11 protein-coding genes are annotated in these 14,948 nt (G+C 65.6%); 10 read left to right on the top strand and 1 reads right to left on the bottom strand.

Annotated features, from left to right (window positions below):
* Positions 1–55: 55 nt before the first annotated feature.
* The 9 genes from EHH60_RS34850 (at position 56) to EHH60_RS34810 (ending at position 13,766) form a co-directional block, all read left to right on the top strand.
* Positions 56–1,516, top strand: coding sequence for an NAD(P)/FAD-dependent oxidoreductase (locus EHH60_RS34850; protein ID WP_124163731.1), 1,461 nt, complete (start codon positions 56–58; stop codon positions 1,514–1,516).
* A 134-nt stretch (positions 1,517–1,650) separates the two neighbouring features.
* The gene (gene msrB, locus EHH60_RS34845; protein WP_035671899.1) at positions 1,651–2,163 is read left to right on the top strand and encodes a peptide-methionine (R)-S-oxide reductase MsrB; all 513 of its coding nucleotides are present in this window, start codon (positions 1,651–1,653) and stop codon (positions 2,161–2,163) included.
* Positions 2,164–2,432: 269 nt separating this feature from the next.
* Positions 2,433–4,685, top strand: coding sequence for a flagellar hook-basal body complex protein (locus EHH60_RS34840; RefSeq protein ID WP_124163730.1), 2,253 nt, complete (start codon positions 2,433–2,435; stop codon positions 4,683–4,685).
* Positions 4,686–4,719: 34 nt separating this feature from the next.
* Entirely contained in the window at positions 4,720–6,603 is a 1,884-nt protein-coding gene (gene flgK, locus EHH60_RS34835) for a flagellar hook-associated protein FlgK (protein ID WP_124163729.1), read from the top strand.
* Between the two features lie 21 nt (positions 6,604–6,624).
* The gene (locus EHH60_RS34830; RefSeq protein ID WP_124163728.1) at positions 6,625–8,508 is read left to right on the top strand and encodes a flagellar protein; all 1,884 of its coding nucleotides are present in this window, start codon (positions 6,625–6,627) and stop codon (positions 8,506–8,508) included.
* Positions 8,509–8,578: 70 nt separating this feature from the next.
* On the top strand, positions 8,579–9,364 hold the full coding sequence (locus EHH60_RS34825; RefSeq protein WP_124163727.1) for a hypothetical protein: 786 nt from the start codon (positions 8,579–8,581) through the stop codon (positions 9,362–9,364).
* 10 nt (positions 9,365–9,374) lie between these two features.
* A complete protein-coding gene (locus EHH60_RS34820) occupies positions 9,375–11,015 on the top strand; it encodes a hypothetical protein (protein WP_199752414.1) in 1,641 nt (546 codons plus the stop codon).
* A gap of 1 nt (position 11,016) precedes the next feature.
* Positions 11,017–12,270 (top strand): ATP-grasp domain-containing protein, encoded by a 1,254-nt coding sequence (locus EHH60_RS34815; protein ID WP_124163725.1) that lies wholly within the window; start codon positions 11,017–11,019, stop codon positions 12,268–12,270.
* Positions 12,267–13,766: a pyridoxal phosphate-dependent decarboxylase family protein gene (locus EHH60_RS34810; protein WP_124163724.1), complete on the top strand. Its 1,500-nt coding sequence runs from the start codon at positions 12,267–12,269 to the stop codon at positions 13,764–13,766. Before EHH60_RS34815 ends, EHH60_RS34810 begins: the two co-directional genes overlap by 4 nt.
* Positions 13,767–13,853: 87 nt before the next feature.
* On the opposite strand, the gene flbT is transcribed toward EHH60_RS34810, so the two are convergent.
* Positions 13,854–14,294 (bottom strand): flagellar biosynthesis repressor FlbT, encoded by a 441-nt coding sequence (gene flbT, locus EHH60_RS34805; protein WP_035671936.1) that lies wholly within the window; start codon positions 14,292–14,294, stop codon positions 13,854–13,856.
* Between the two features lie 320 nt (positions 14,295–14,614).
* On the opposite strand from flbT, the gene EHH60_RS34800 reads away from it, so the two are divergent.
* Positions 14,615–14,948, top strand: a 334-nt coding sequence (locus tag EHH60_RS34800; RefSeq protein ID WP_502697433.1) for a flagellin N-terminal helical domain-containing protein, incomplete at its 3' end; no start/stop codon positions are given.

The raw sequence follows: 14,948 nt of genomic DNA, 5'->3' as shown, positions 1-14,948 counted from the left end.
GGCGCGGGTTGAGGACAAGGTGACAAGCGCCGGATCGGTCCTTTAAGAAAACGACATGAGTGAGACCTTCACAAGTGCATCCCAGGAAGAAGCCGGCTTTCGCGATCGCGAGCGGCTGACGTTCGATCTCGATGCCGACATCTGCGTCATCGGAGCGGGCCTTGCCGGCCTTTCCATCGCGCTGGAGGCGGCCCGGCTCGGGGCCAGCGTCGCGGTGCTGGAGGGCCGTCATATCGGCTGGAACGCCTCCGGCAACCAGCTCGGCACCGTGATGCCAGGCTTCGCGCTGCCGCTCGCCGACCTGATCGAGCGCATCGGCTTCGAGGACGCGCGCGAGTTGTGGGCCCTGTCGAAGGAAGGCGCCGAGTTCGTCCGCGCCAATGCCACGGAAGAGAACATGCCGGGAATCGGCCTCAGCGATGGCGTGCTGGAGGTCTCCAACGTCGATACCGGCGACCGGCTGATCAGCCGGTTGCAGATGCTGAACGAGGATTTTGATACCGAGGTCGAGGGCTGGCAGGCCGATCGCGTTCGCGGGCTGCTCAAGACCGACCGCTACTTCCACGGCGTGTACTATCCCAAGGCGTTCCAGGTCGACGGCCGGAAATATGTGCACGGCCTTGCGGCGCTGGCGCGGCGGTCAGGCGCCCGCATATTCGAGGACACGCCGGTCGTCAGCATCGATCATTCCGGCATTCGCAAACGCATCGTCACGCCCTCGGCACGGCTGCGCGCAACCCACATCGTGCTCGCCGGCAACATTCATCTCGGCGCGCCCCTGAAACGCCTTTCGGAGACGCTGCTGCCGGTCTGGCGCTATGCCGGCGTCACCGGGCCGCTCGGCGAACGTCTTCATGAGATCATCGCCTTCAAGGGATCGGTGATGGATTCCGACGGCGTCGATCATTTCAGGATCGTCGAGGGCAACCGGCTGATGTGGGAGAGCCCGGAGACCACCTGGGCGGCGCGTCCACAGCGCTTCGCGGGCGCCGTCAGGCGGCGGATCCGCACGATTTTTCCCGAGCTCGGCAAAGTCGAGATCGCCGACACGTTCGCCGGCGTCACCGGCCAGACCGTGCACGGCATGCCGCAGATCGGCGAGTTGCGCAAAGGCCTGTGGGTGGCGAGCGGGTTCGGCCGCCAGGGTATGAACACTTCCGCCATGGCCGGACAGATGATCGCACGCAGCATTCTCCGGGGGGATCAGCGCTGGCGGCTGTTCTCGCCGTTCGAGCTGGTCTGGGCGGGCGGCGCCACGGGCCGCGTCGCGGGCCAGCTGGTCGGGATCTGGAGCAGGGCGAGTTCCGCCGCGGCAGGCGCGCTCGCCCGCTATCGCGAACGTGCCAGAGTCAAGGACAGGGAACGCGAGGCCCGCCTCGCCAAGGCCAACCGAGCCGCCGGCACCGGCCCGCGCCGTCCACCGTCCGGCGTTCGGCCGCGGCCGGCCCCGCCGCCGAAACCCGCGACCCAAGACACGGCGCAAGACACAGCGCAGGACACAGAACAGGCAACTTAGAACAGGACACGGAACCGGCTCCTCACGAAGCCGGCATCTCGCGATAAACCCGAGAAAAATCCCGCCCGGAAGTGTAACGTCGGCCGTTAGAGCCCGTATCTCAGGGCGTGGACTCCCCGCGCACGGAGAATGAGATGGTTGACCGCCGCATCCTGTTGACGACTGTCGCCGGCCTGTTTGGCCTTTCGGCCTTTCGCTGGCTGAGAGCATCCCCCGCCGAGGCCGGCGAGAAGGCCGCGGAAAAGTTCGAGATTGTAAAGACGGAGGCCGAATGGCGTGCCCAGCTCACGCCGCAGCAATACGAGATCCTGCGCAATCACGGTACCGAGCGGCCCGGCTCAAGCCCGCTGCTGAAGGAGCACCGCAAGGGCATCTTCGCCTGCGCCGGCTGCGACCTGCCGCTGTTTGCGTCCGAAACCAAGTTCGAGAGCGGCACGGGATGGCCGAGCTTCTACCAGCCGATCGAGGGCAATGTCGGCAAGACCGAGGACCGCACCTACGGCATGGTCCGCACCGAGGTGCATTGCCGCCGCTGCGGCGGCCATCTCGGCCACGTCTTCGACGACGGTCCGAAGCCGACCGGCTTGCGCTACTGCATCGATGGTTTCGGGCTGGTCTTCCATCCCGCGGCAGCGTCGGCGACGTAGGTTTTTCTAGAGTCATTCCGGAGCGATGCGCAGCATCGAATCCGGAATCTCGAGGTTCCGGGCTCGATGCTTCGCATCGCCGCGGAACGACGTCACGTCCCGGCAATTGTTGCCGGGCCCGGCAAATGTGCCCCGGTCGTCAGGCCGGGGCTTTTTCATTAAGTCATTGATTTTCTGAGGATACCCGCATTGGCATAGCCTTTGCGACTGTCTCCCCCGACTGCGGCCATGGTCGACCGGCCGCCGGGATCGGATTTGGAGACAAAGTTATGGGTATCTTCGATGCAATGAACACCTCGGTGGGTGGCCTGCAGGCGCAGTCCTTCGCGCTTCAGAACATTTCCGGCAACATCGCGAACTCATCCACCACCGGTTACAAGGGCATCGGCACCAGCTTCGTCGACCTCATTCCCGACTCATCCGTTCCGAGCAAGCAGGTCGCGGGCGGCGTGCAGGCCAACGCGAAGGCCACCATCACCACGCAGGGCACGATCTCGTCCTCCACCGTCGCCACCAACATGGCGATCACCGGTGACGGCTTCTTCTCGATCCAGAAGGCGAGCGGCGTCGTCGACAACGTGCCGGTGTTCACCGGCGTCACCTATTACACGCGGCGCGGCGACTTCCAGCTCAATGCCAACGGCAATCTGGTCAACGGTGCCGGTTACTACCTGATGGGCGTCACGGTCGACCCGAAGACCGGCAACCCGACCGGCAGCGTGGCGAACGTGCTGCAGTTCCAGAACAATTTCATCCCGGCGCAGGCGACCACCTCGATCCAGTACGCGGCGAACCTGCCGACCCAGCCGAACACGGTCGCGAAAACCACGGCGTCGACCGGTACGTTGCTGGCGGCCGGTGGGCTCAATCCGTCCGATTTCGCCGCCAACCCGCTGCCGGTCGGCACGCCGCCGGCGCCCTATGCCAACGCAACGGTGTCAGGCGCGGCAGCAACCGGCAACATCCGCTCGGCCTATTCGTCGACGACGGCGACGGGCACGGTTGCGCTCCAGAACAATTCGTCGGCGGTCGCCTCGACAACCACGTCGCTCGACAACGCCGCCGGCACGCATCTCGCCTCCAGCATTCTGACTGCCTTGAGCGGCCAGACGCTGACCATCAACGGCAACACCGTCACGTTCAACGGCGGTACCACGGTCTCGACCGTCGGCAGCAATACGACGATCGGCCTCGGTGCGGGCACGACGGCGACCGTGGCCGACATCCTGAATGCGATCCAGACTGCCGGCGGCGCCGGCGTCACCGCTTCGCTCTCGGTCAGCGGCAATATCCAGATCTCGACCGGCACCGGCACTGACGTCGCGATCGGCAGCGGCACGGCCGCCACCGCGCTCGGCATCAGCAGCGTGACGCGCGGCGGCAACGTGCTGTCCTCGCCGGCGATCTCGGGCGCGACCGTACTGAGCGGCACTGCGACCGCCGGCGGTGCCCAGGTGCTCACATCCGGCTTCTCCGCGGGCGATACCATCACCGTCAATGGTCAGACGCTGACCTTCATGAACTCGGGTGCGTCGGGACCGAACCAGATCAACATCACCGACAACGTCACGACCCTGCTCGGCAAGATCGACGCGCTCTCCGGCGCCTCGGGGTCGTCGGTCAGCAGCGGTGGCGTGATCACGCTGAACACCGGCACCGTCTCCAACCTCTCGGTGTCCAGCTCCAACAGCGCTGCCTTCTCGGCGCTCGGCTTCACCTCGACGATCACCAAGAATCGCGACGGCGGCGGCACCGCCGGCACCGGTGGCGTGATCGGCAACGACATCGCCACCTTCACCAAGGAATCGATCAGCGGTGGCGCGGTGACCGCTTACAACGCCGCCGGCACGCCTGTGAACCTGCAATTGCGCTGGGCTAAGACCGACAGTGCCTCGCTGGGCGCGGGTCATTCGGACAGCTGGAACCTGTTCTACCAGACCGATCCGAACGCAACCGGCACGACCGTCGGCTGGGTCAACACCGGTCAGACCTTCACTTTCGCGGCCGACGGCTCGCTGACCTCGCCGAGCGGCTCGGGCATCACCATCAACAACGTCACCGTCAGCGGCCAGTCGCTCGGCTCGGTTGCCTTCAACATCTCCTCGGGCGGGCTGACGCAATATGCCAGCACGAGCGGCGCGGTGACCATCAACACCATCACGCAGAACGGCTACGCCGCCGGTCAGCTCCGCTCGGTTGCCGTCAACAACAATGGCGTCGTGGTCGGCACCTTCTCGAACGGCCAGAACCTCAATCTCGCCCAGGTGCAGCTGTCGCATTTCAACGGCACCAACTATCTGAAGGCGCTCGATGGCGGCGCCTACGCCGCGACTGAACAGTCGGGAGACGCCATCGACGGCGCCTCGGGCACCATCAGCGGCTCGTCGCTGGAGGGATCAAACACCGACATCGCCGACGAATTCACCAAGCTGATCGTGACCCAGCAGGCCTATTCTGCCAACACCAAGGTGATCACGACCGCGAATTCGATGGTGCAGGATCTCTTGAACGTATTGCGCTGATCGGCGCGTAACGTAACCAAAGGCGGTCAGTGACATGGGTTTGAGTTCAGCCCTCGCCAGCGCGATGAGCGGGCTGCGTGCCAATCAGGCCGCGCTCTCGATCGTCTCATCGAACGTCGCGAATTCGCAGACGCCCGGTTACGTCGTCCAGACGCCGAACCAGATCGAGGTCACCACCGGCGACTTCGGCTCGACGGCGATGACGACCGGCGTCAGCCGCCAACTCGACACCTATGTGCTGAACCAGTTGCGCACGGAGGTCGGCGGCAGCGGCTACGCCGACCAGATGGCCAACATCCTGAAGCAGCTTCAGAATGTCTATGGCACGCCCGGCAACAGCGGTACGCTCGAAACTGCGCTGAACAAATTCACCACTGCGCTTCAGGCGCTCTCGACCAGTTCCGGGGCGTCGTCGGCGCAGACCGTCGCGCTCGGGGCGGCACAGGCCCTGGCGCAGCAGCTCAACATCACCACCAAGGGCATCCAGTCGCTCCGCTCCAACGTCGAGCAGGATCTCGGCAACTCGGCACGAGTCGCCAACGCGGCGATGCAGCAGATCGCCGACATCAACACCAGGCTCCAGGGGCTGTCGCCCAACGATCCCTCGGCCGCCACGCTGATGGACCAGCGTGACCAGGCCATCAACACGCTGTCGAAATATGTCGACGTCCGCGTCACCACCGACGGTTCGAACCAGACCAACATCTACACCACGACGGGCATTCAGCTGGTCGGCGCCGGGCTCGCCTCGGAATTCTCCTTTGCCTCCGCCGGCGCACTGTCGGCGACCTCGCTTTACAACATCGACCCGGCCAAGTCCGGCGTTGGCGCGTTCAACATCAAGCTGCCGAACGGCTCGCAGGTCGACGTCGTCGCCAACAACGTGGTGTCGTCCGGCCAGATCGCGGCCGACCTGAAGCTGCGCGACCAGACCCTGGTGCAGGCGCAGGACCAGATCGACCAGCTCGCCGCCACGATGGCGAGCGCGCTGTCCGACAAGACCACGGCCGGAAGCACGGTCACCGGCCCGCCGTCCGGGTTCGATCTCGACCTTGCCGGCGCGTTGCCGGGCAACACCGTCAACATCACGTACACGGACACGGCGACCAACACGCAGCGCCAGATCACGCTGATCAACGTGACCGATCCCGCCGCGCTGCCGCTTCAGAACGCGACGAACGCCAACCCGATGCGGATCGGCGTCAACTTCTCCGGCGGCATGGGAGCGATCGCCTCCGCGCTCAACACCGCGCTGTCGGGCACGCATCTGTCGTTCTCCGCCGCCCCGGCGCCGGCGACCGCCACGACGTTGCGGGTGACCGACGACAACACCGGCCTTGCCAAGGTGAGCTCGGCGTCGACTACAAAGACGATCTCGTCGCTGACCTCCGGCAATCCGCAATTGCCGCTGTTCACCGACGGCGGCCAGGCGCTCTACACCGGCGCGATCACGGCATCCGGCTCGCAGATGACCGGCCTTGCCGGGCGCATCGCGGTGAACACGCAGCTGGTTTCCGATCCGAGCCGACTGTCGGTCTACAACACTTCGCCGGTGACGCCCGCGGGCGACACCACGCGTTCGGACTATCTCTATTCGCAGCTCACCAATGCGGTGTTCTCCTATTCACCGCAGACCGGCCTCGGCTCGGCGAACCAGCCTTTCACCGGCAGCGTCTCGAACTACCTCCAGCAGTTCCTGAGCGTCCAGGCCAACGCCGCCACCCAGGCGACCCAGCTCCAGCAGGGCCAGAGCGTCGTCGTCTCGACGCTACAGGCCAAGTTCGACTCGACCTCCAGCGTCAATCTGGACTCGGAGATGTCGAACCTGATCCAGCTTCAGAATGCCTATGCCGCCAACGCCCACGTCATGTCGGTGGTGCAGAGCATGATGAACACGTTGCTTCAGGCTCAAGTGTAGCAAGTAACAGGGCTCTGAAAGATGTCGATCAGCAGCATCAACTATTCTTCGTCGATTCTCGGCGCACAGATCCGCAACATCAACCAGCAGCTCACCGACCTGTCGACCCAGCTTTCGACCGGCAAGCTGTCGCAGAACTATGCCGGCATGGGCACCAACGAGGGTTTTGCGATCGCAGGGCGCGCGCAGCTCTCCAACATCGCCGGCTATACCGACACGATCACCAACGTCAACGTCAGCATCAATCTCGCCAACACCGCGCTGCAGTCGCTGACGAAGATCCGCAACACGGTGCAAACGGGCTCGGCCAACACGGCGCAGGACCTCAACGTCAACGGCCAGACGATCGCGCAGAACACCGCCGCCGCCCAGTTCGGCTCGATGGTCGGCGTCCTCAACACGCAGACGGGCAGCCGCTATCTGTTCTCCGGGACGGCCGTCAACACGCAATCGGTTGCGGATGCCGGCGACATCATCAACGGCACCACGACGCAGGCCGGCTTCAAGACCGTCATGGCGGAGCGCCAGGCCGCCGACTTAGGGGCCAACGGGATGGGGCGGCTGGTGCAGACGCAGCCGACGCCGAGCTCCGTGCAGGTGTCGGAGGACGTTGCCGGCTCGCCGTTCGGGCTCAAGATCAAGGCGGTGTCCTCGACGCTCACGGGCGCGACCGTTTCCGGCCCGAGCGGCTCGCCGGTGTCGTTCTCGGTCGATCTCAACGGCGTCAATCCGAACAACGGTGACAAGCTCAGCATTCAGTTCACGCTGCCGGATGGCACCACAGAGCAGATCGACCTGACCGCCTCGACGGCGACGCCGACGCCGCTCGGCAGCTTCGCCATCGATGCGAGCACCCCTGTCAATCCGAACAACACCGCGACCAACCTCAACGCCGCGCTGAACACCGCGATCACCAAGCTCGCCAACACCTCGCTGGTGGCGGCATCGGCGGTCGTCGCCGGCGACAACTTCTTCAACACTGCGAGCTCTGCGATCGGCGCGCCGGTCAACAACCAGGCGGCACCGCCGGCACCCGTGACCGGCGCGACGGCGCTATCGGGCGCGAGCCCCTCGGACTCGATCTCGCCGGGCTTCGTCGCCGGCGACACCATCACCGTCAACGGCACCACGTTGACCTTCGTGGCCTCGGGCGCGACCGGCAACCAGCTCAACGTCACCGACAGCATCCAGACCCTGCTGAGCAAGATCGACCAGATCACGGGAACGTCGAAGCCCTCGACGGTCCATGGCGGTTCGATCACGATCAACACCGACGATGCGGCAAGCCTCAACATCACGACCTCGAATACGGGAGCGCTGAGTTCACTCGGCTTCAGCGCGACGCCCGTGACCGCCACGCAACCGCCGCTGCGCGTCGGCTCTTCGCCCGCGAGTTCGGCGACGACGCTGGTGAACGGCTCGGCCACAACCGTGAAGTGGTACCTGGGCAATGACGGTCCCGGGTCGCCGCGCTCCACGGCGACGGCGCGGGTCGACGATGCCGTCACGGTGCAATATGGCGCCCAGGCGAACGAGGATGCGATCCGCCGGCAATTGCAGGCGATCGCGGTGTTCGGGACCTTCTCGACTTCGCCGACCGGCCAGTATTCGGGCGGGCAGGTGTCGGCGCTGAGCCTGCGGGTGACGCAGGCGCTGACGCAGCAGCCCGGCCAGCAGCGGATCGAGGACATCCAGACCGACATCGCGATGGCCCAGAACACGATGAAGGACGCGACCACGCGCCAGACTCAGGCCAAGGCGCAGCTCCAGGGCATCATCGACCAGGCGGAATCGGCCTCGCCGGATCAGGTCGCGAGCGAGATCCTGGCGCTCCAGAACGCCCTCCAGGCGTCCTACCAGGTGACGTCGAACCTCGCGCAGCTGTCGCTCGTCAAGTTCCTGTAAGAGGGCGTTAAGGCGCCGTTAACCATGCCTGTTTACCTCTTGGTGAGGATTGGAGCGGGCGGGGCGGTCGATGTCGGACAGGATGCAGCTGGTGGTGGCAACGCCGTGCTTCGGCGGGCAGGTGTCGAGCATCTATGCGAGCTCGATCTTCGCGCTGCAGCGCGCCGTGCACGGCATGTCCAATCTCGAGCTCAAGGTGCTCCTGCGCGACGGCGACGCGCTGATCACCCGCGCGCGCGCCAATTTGGTCGCGATGTTCCTGGACGACCCCAAGGCGACGCATTTCCTGTTCATCGATGCCGATATCGGGTTCAAGCCGGAGCAGGTGTTCCGGCTGATGGAATGCGGCGCGGACGTCGTGGCCGGCTGCTATCCGATCAAGCGGGTCAACTGGGACAAGGCCGCGCGTGCGATCCAGTCCGGTCGGACCGACGTGCCGGCCGCCTCGCTCGATTACGTGCTCGAGATCGAGGATCCCGACCGCATCGTCGTGGTCAACGGCTTCACCCGCGTGCGCTATGCCGGTACCGGCTTCCTGATGATCCGGCGCCACGTGCTGGAGGCGATGTGTCGTCACCCGGACTATGCGAGCCTGCAATTCTTTCGCGAGCATTCACACGACACGCTGGCGGCGAGCCGGAACCGGTTCGCGCTGTTCGAATGCATGATCGATCCGGCGACGGGCACTTATCTTTCCGAGGACTTCGCCTTCTGCAAGCGCTGGACCGATATCGGCGGCGAGATCTGGGCCGATATCCAGAGCTCGCTCGATCACGTCGGGCCCTCGGTGTTCCACGGCGACATCGCCTCGCAATTCGCAGCCGTGCCTGCGGCGGCGGCCGATGCCGCGGCGTGAGGTTTGCGGCATGAGCGGCGGCGCGTCCCGCTGGTCAGAACGGGAACGGGCGTCCGACGGCGGGTCGCGCTATCGCCTGCGCGATCTCTTCACGCCGCTCGACACGCTGCTCGGCTCCGGCGGAGATCCGCGGCTCGCGCTCGATCCCGAGGACCGCGTCAACGCCTATGGCTGCGCGGCCTCGCCGGAGCCGGAGATCTGGAATTTCGCCTCCGCGACGGCATCGACGATCTCGCGGGCGGCCTATGACCGTGCTGCGCTGGCGCGCGAAGAGCTGATGCACAAGTGCCTGTTCGACGAGGTCGAGGTCGCCTTCGACGCACGCTGTGAGGACATGCGCGACGAGCTGCGCGGCCATCTGCAGCTCTCGCCGCGCGTCGACGTGGTGTTCTCGCCGTCCGGCACAGACTCCCAGCTCCACGCCCTGCTCCTGGCGCGCACGATCCTCGGCGCGCGGCCGGTGACGATCGTGGTCGGCGCCGACCAGACCGGAAGCGGGACGACCCATACCGCCCGCGGACACCATTTCAGCTCCATGACGGCGAGCGGCGTTGCGGTTCGCAAGGACGGCGCGGTTCCGGGCCTCGCCGGTACCAGTGTTGCGCTGCCGCTGCGCGAGGCCGCCCCCGGGATCGCGATGCGCGCGGACGCCGATGCCGCGGTGCTGCATGCGCTCGAGGCTACGATCGCGCAAGGCGCGCCCGTGCTGCTCCAGATCATGGATTGCTCGAAGCTCGGATGGCGTGCGCCGAGTGCGGCCTGCCTCGACGAGATCGCGCGGCGCTGGCCGCGCCAGGTCCAGATCGTCGTCGATGCCTGCCAGGCCAGGCTCGGGCGCCGCCGGCTGCGCTCCTATCTCGACCGCGGCTATATGGTGCTGATCACCGGCTCGAAATTTTTCGGCGGGCCTGCCTTCAGCGGTGCGCTGCTGGTGCCGAAGGGTCTTTCGCGCTCGCTCGACCGAGGCAAGGAGATCGCGCCCGGCATCTTCGACTACGCCGGCCGTTGCGATTGGCCGGTGGCCTGGACGGCGCTGCGTTCGCGCTTCGAGCGCCGCCCGAATTTCGGTCAATGGCTGCGCTGGGAGGCGGCGCTGGCCGAGATCGGCAGCTACTACGCCGTGCCCGCGGTTTTCCGCGCCGAGATGCTCGCCGAGCTCGCCGCCGGCATCGATGGCATGCTCGCCTTGTCGCCGTCGTTGCGCTCCGTTCCAACCGCGGTCAACTTGGCCGACGCCGACGACGACGCCGACGACGAGGAATTCGCTCGGGCCACGATCTTTCCGTTCACGCTGCTGCGCGACGGCAAGCCGGTCTCGATCGCGGAGACCCGGGCCGTTCATCGTGCGCTGGCGCGTGACATGAGCAAAGAGATCAGCGGGAGCACGGCGGACCGAGACGTTGCCGCGCAGCGCAGCCTGATCGGCCAGCCGGTCCGGCTGGAGCGGCAGGACGAGACGCCGCAGGCCGTGCTGCGCCTCTGCGTCGGCGCACGGCTCGTGACGGAAGCCTGGTCGCCGGACATGGCGAAGGCGCGACGCAATGTGCAGCAGGTTCTCGACCGCATCGCCCATGTCCTGGTCAAGATCGAGCTGCTGCTCGACCGTGGTGCAGCCGCGGCCGTGCCGGTCAAGTCCGCGTCCGAGGTGTGAAATGCAGCATCCAGTTTCCGCGCCGATCGGCTTGACAGCGGCGAACTATGCCGACCGCATCGGCTTTGCGCAGCTGACACGCCAGGCCTTCGAGGGCGTCGATCTACATCCGCTGCGCGACCAGCTCGTGGCGCGGATCGCGGCGGGGACCGCGCTGGCAGGCGAAGGGCTGGATCTGTCCTTGGTCACCCAGCTTCTGGGCGACAAGGATCAGGGGCTTGCGATCCAATCCGAGGTGCTGGCCTTCCATCAATTGTTCCGAACGCCAGGCGCGGCCCCGCAGCCGGGCCTGCGCGTACTCGCGCTTGCGGCCGACATCGACATGGGCGGCAACACGCCGATCGATTTCCTGCTCGAAGGCTCCGACATCGAGTTGCTGACACTTTATGTGGTCAAGGGCGTCGGTCTGCCGGAAGCCTTGCCCGAGCACGACGTCGCCATCGTGGTCGCGTCCGATTCCGAGGAATGCCGTGAGGCGCTCGCGCTGATCGAGAAGGCCGCACCGGCCTGGCCGCGGCCGCTGCTCAATCGCCCCGATCGCATCGGCAATCTCGATCGTGACAAGCTGCATCGGCTGCTCGCCGATGTGCCGGGTCTGGACATTCCCGCGACCATCCATGCGACGCGTGCGCAATTGTCCGATCTCGCCCTGAGCCGGATTGCCTGTGAGGACATCGCGGGCGGATTGCACTTTCCGATCATCGCGCGGCCGCGCGGCTCGCACGCCGGTGTCGGGCTCGCGAAGCTCGACGATGCGGCGGCGCTCGCGGCTTATCTCGCCGAACGGAAGGAGCAGAACTTCTTTGTCGCACGCTTCGTCGATTATGTCAGTCCCGACGGGCTCTACCGCAAATATCGCCTCGCCATGATCGACGGCAAACCCTACGCCTGCCACATGGCGATCGCCGACCGCTGGGACATCTGGTATCTCAACGCCTACATGGCGTTCAGCGAGGAGAAGCGGGCCGAAGAAGCCGTCTTCATGCGCGACTTCGACCGCGACTTCGCCGCGCGCCACAGAAGCGCGCTCGACGAGATGAGCCGCCGCGTCGGCCTCGATTATTTCATCGTCGATTGCGCCGAGAACGAGAGGCGCGAGCTCCTGGTGTTCGAGGCCGACAACACCGCCGTCGTGCACAACATGGATTCGCCAGCCGTGTTTCCCTACAAGCCGCCGCAGATGCGCAAGATCTTTGCCGCGTTCACGGCCATGCTGTCGCGGAACGCAAAGGCGGGCAGGGAGAGCGCAACATGAACGAGATCATCCGCAACACGCAGAGGTCCGTCACGGGCACCTCGCTCGATCCGCAGGACTGGAGCGAATTTCGCGCGCTGGCCCATCGCATGCTGGACGAGACGATCGACGGCATCGCCAACGTTCGGGCGCGGCCCGTCTGGCAGCCGATTCCAGAAGACGTTCGTGCAGCATTCAGGGCCGACCTGCCGCGCGAGGCGAGCGATCTCGCCGAGGTCTATCGCGAATACGCCGAGCATGTCGCGCCCTATGCGACCGGCAACGTCCATCCCGGCTTCATGGGCTGGGTGCATGGTGGCGGCACCGCGGTCGGCATGCTCGCGGAAATGCTTGCGGCAGGCCTCAACGCCAATCTCGGCGGCCGCGATCACATGCCGATCGAAGTCGAGCGCCAGATCGTCGACTGGATGCGCCGCCTGTTCGCCTTCCCCGACAGCGCGAGCGGTATCTTCGTCACGGGCACGTCAATGGCCAATCTGATGGCGGTGCTGGTGGCGCGCACGAGTATGCTCGGCACTCTGGCGCGGCAGCACGGCATCGGCAATGACGGTGCGCTGCTCACGGCCTACACGTCGCAGGCGGCGCATGGCTGCGTCTCCAGGGCGATGGACGTTGCCGGGCTCGGCACCGATGCGTTGCGCAGGATCGTTGTCGATGCCGAACATCGCATCGACGTTGCCGCGCTGCGTGCGCAGATTGCTGTTGATCGCGAGGTCGGCTTCAAGCCGTTCCTTGTGGTCGCGTCCGCCGGCACCGTCGATATCGGCGCGATCGACGATCTCAGGGCGATCGCCGAGCTGTGCCGCGAGGAAGGAATCTGGTTTCACGTCGACGGCGCTTTTGGTGCGCTGGCGATCCTGTCGCCCGAGCTCGCGCCGCTGCTCGGCGGCATCGAGTTCGCGGATTCCATCGCACTCGACTTCCACAAATGGGGACAGGTGCCCTACGACGCAGGCTTCCTGCTGGTGCGCGACGGCGAGCAGCATCGGCAGGCCTTTGCGCAGCCGGCGGCCTATCTGCGCCGCGAGGCGAGGGGGCTTGCGGCGGGCGCGGTCTGGCCCTGCGATCTCGGCCCCGATCTGTCGCGCGGCTTCCGTGCGCTGAAGACGTGGTTCACGCTCAAGACGTTCGGCACCGATCGGCTTGGTGCGGCGATTGCGCGAAGCTGTGCGCTGGCGAAATATCTGGAGGCGCGCGTGTTGGCCGAACCTCGGCTGGAATTGCTGGCGCCGGTCAATCTCAACATCGTCTGCTTCCGCTACCGTGCCGATGATGCGGTCAATCGCGAGATCGTCGCCGATGTCCAGGAGTCCGGCGTCGCAGCGCCGTCGAGCACGACGCTTGATGGCAGGCTCGCGATCCGCGCCGCAATCGTCAATCACCGCACCGAGGAGGCGGACATCGATGCGCTGGTCGCGGCCGTGCTGGAGTTCGGCGGACGGCGGAGCCGTGGCAAACTGATCGAGGTCGAGGCGCCGCCGCTCGCGGCGCAGTAGCATCGATGCGTGCCTGAAACGACGACGGCCCCGGAGATGATCCGGGGCCGTCGTCGTTGGCAGCTTGGGCGACGCGAAAGCGTGTGGTCAGGCGGCAGAGCTCACGTCGGCCTTGTCCGCTTCGGCCTTGGGATGCGCGGCCGCGTACTGATCCCGCAGCTTCTCTTCATAGGCAATCAGCTTGCGGGCGTCCTTCAGCGCGCGGTAGAGGTCGCCATTGAGGATGTTGTTGTTGATGCCTTCGATGATCGGCCAGGAGCTCGGCACCGCAGTGACGATGTCGCGCACCAGGTTGAAATAGGTGCCGTGCTGGGTCTGCGGATCCGGCGAGATGTACATGAGCTGGACCGCGAGATAGACGAGCTTGGCGGGCGTGTTGGCGGTCTCCGGCGTGAGGATGTCGCGCTCGCGCAGGATCGGCACGTTGTCGCCGTCGATCAGGAGGCGGGCGCGCTGGTCCGTGTTGGTAATCACGCAGTTACCGACGATGATGCGTTCGTGCGGTCTGAGCTCGACCTTGAGGGCCATGCCTGTTCTCCATCAACGCTTTCGTAACCGAGCGTTCGTTGCGGCTCATCAAGGCCTGATTCTCGCCCGGAAATAGTTAACGAGCTGTAAATCTCCGGCATTCGCAAGAAAAAGCTCAATCTTCCCAATGTCATGTCTGCGCGGCCGTGTCGCGGCGTGCGCGGCTTCACGCCCCGAATCACGCGTGACCCGGCAAAAGCGCGGATTTCATTTCATGCTTCGTTAGAAATCTCGGCGCCACGGTCCGCCGGTCGCTGGGTCAATCTCGATCCAAGCAGACGCGTAACAGTAGCGTCGTTTACCAGAAAGGTAACAGAGTCATGTCCGGTATCGTTCTCTCCGCGTCGGTTCGTCAGAACCTGCTCTCCCTCCAGTCCACCGCTGACCTCCTCGCCACCACGCAGAATCGTCTGTCGACCGGCAAGAGCGTCAACTCGGCCCTGGACAATCCCACCAACTTCTTCACCGCCCAGTCGCTCGACAACCGCGCCAGCGACATCAACAATTTGCTCGACGGCATCGCCAACGGCGTGCAGGTGCTGCAGGCTGCCAACACCGGCATCACCTCGCTGCAGAAGCTGATCGACAGCGCCAAGTCGATCGCCAACCAGGCGCTGCAGACCACGGTCGGCTACTCCACCAAGTCCAACGTCT

It is taken from the genome of Bradyrhizobium sp. RP6, from assembly GCF_003837805.1.
Taxonomy (GTDB): Bacteria; Pseudomonadota; Alphaproteobacteria; order Rhizobiales; family Xanthobacteraceae; genus Bradyrhizobium.
This window is presented reverse-complemented; position numbering and strand designations above follow the sequence as displayed.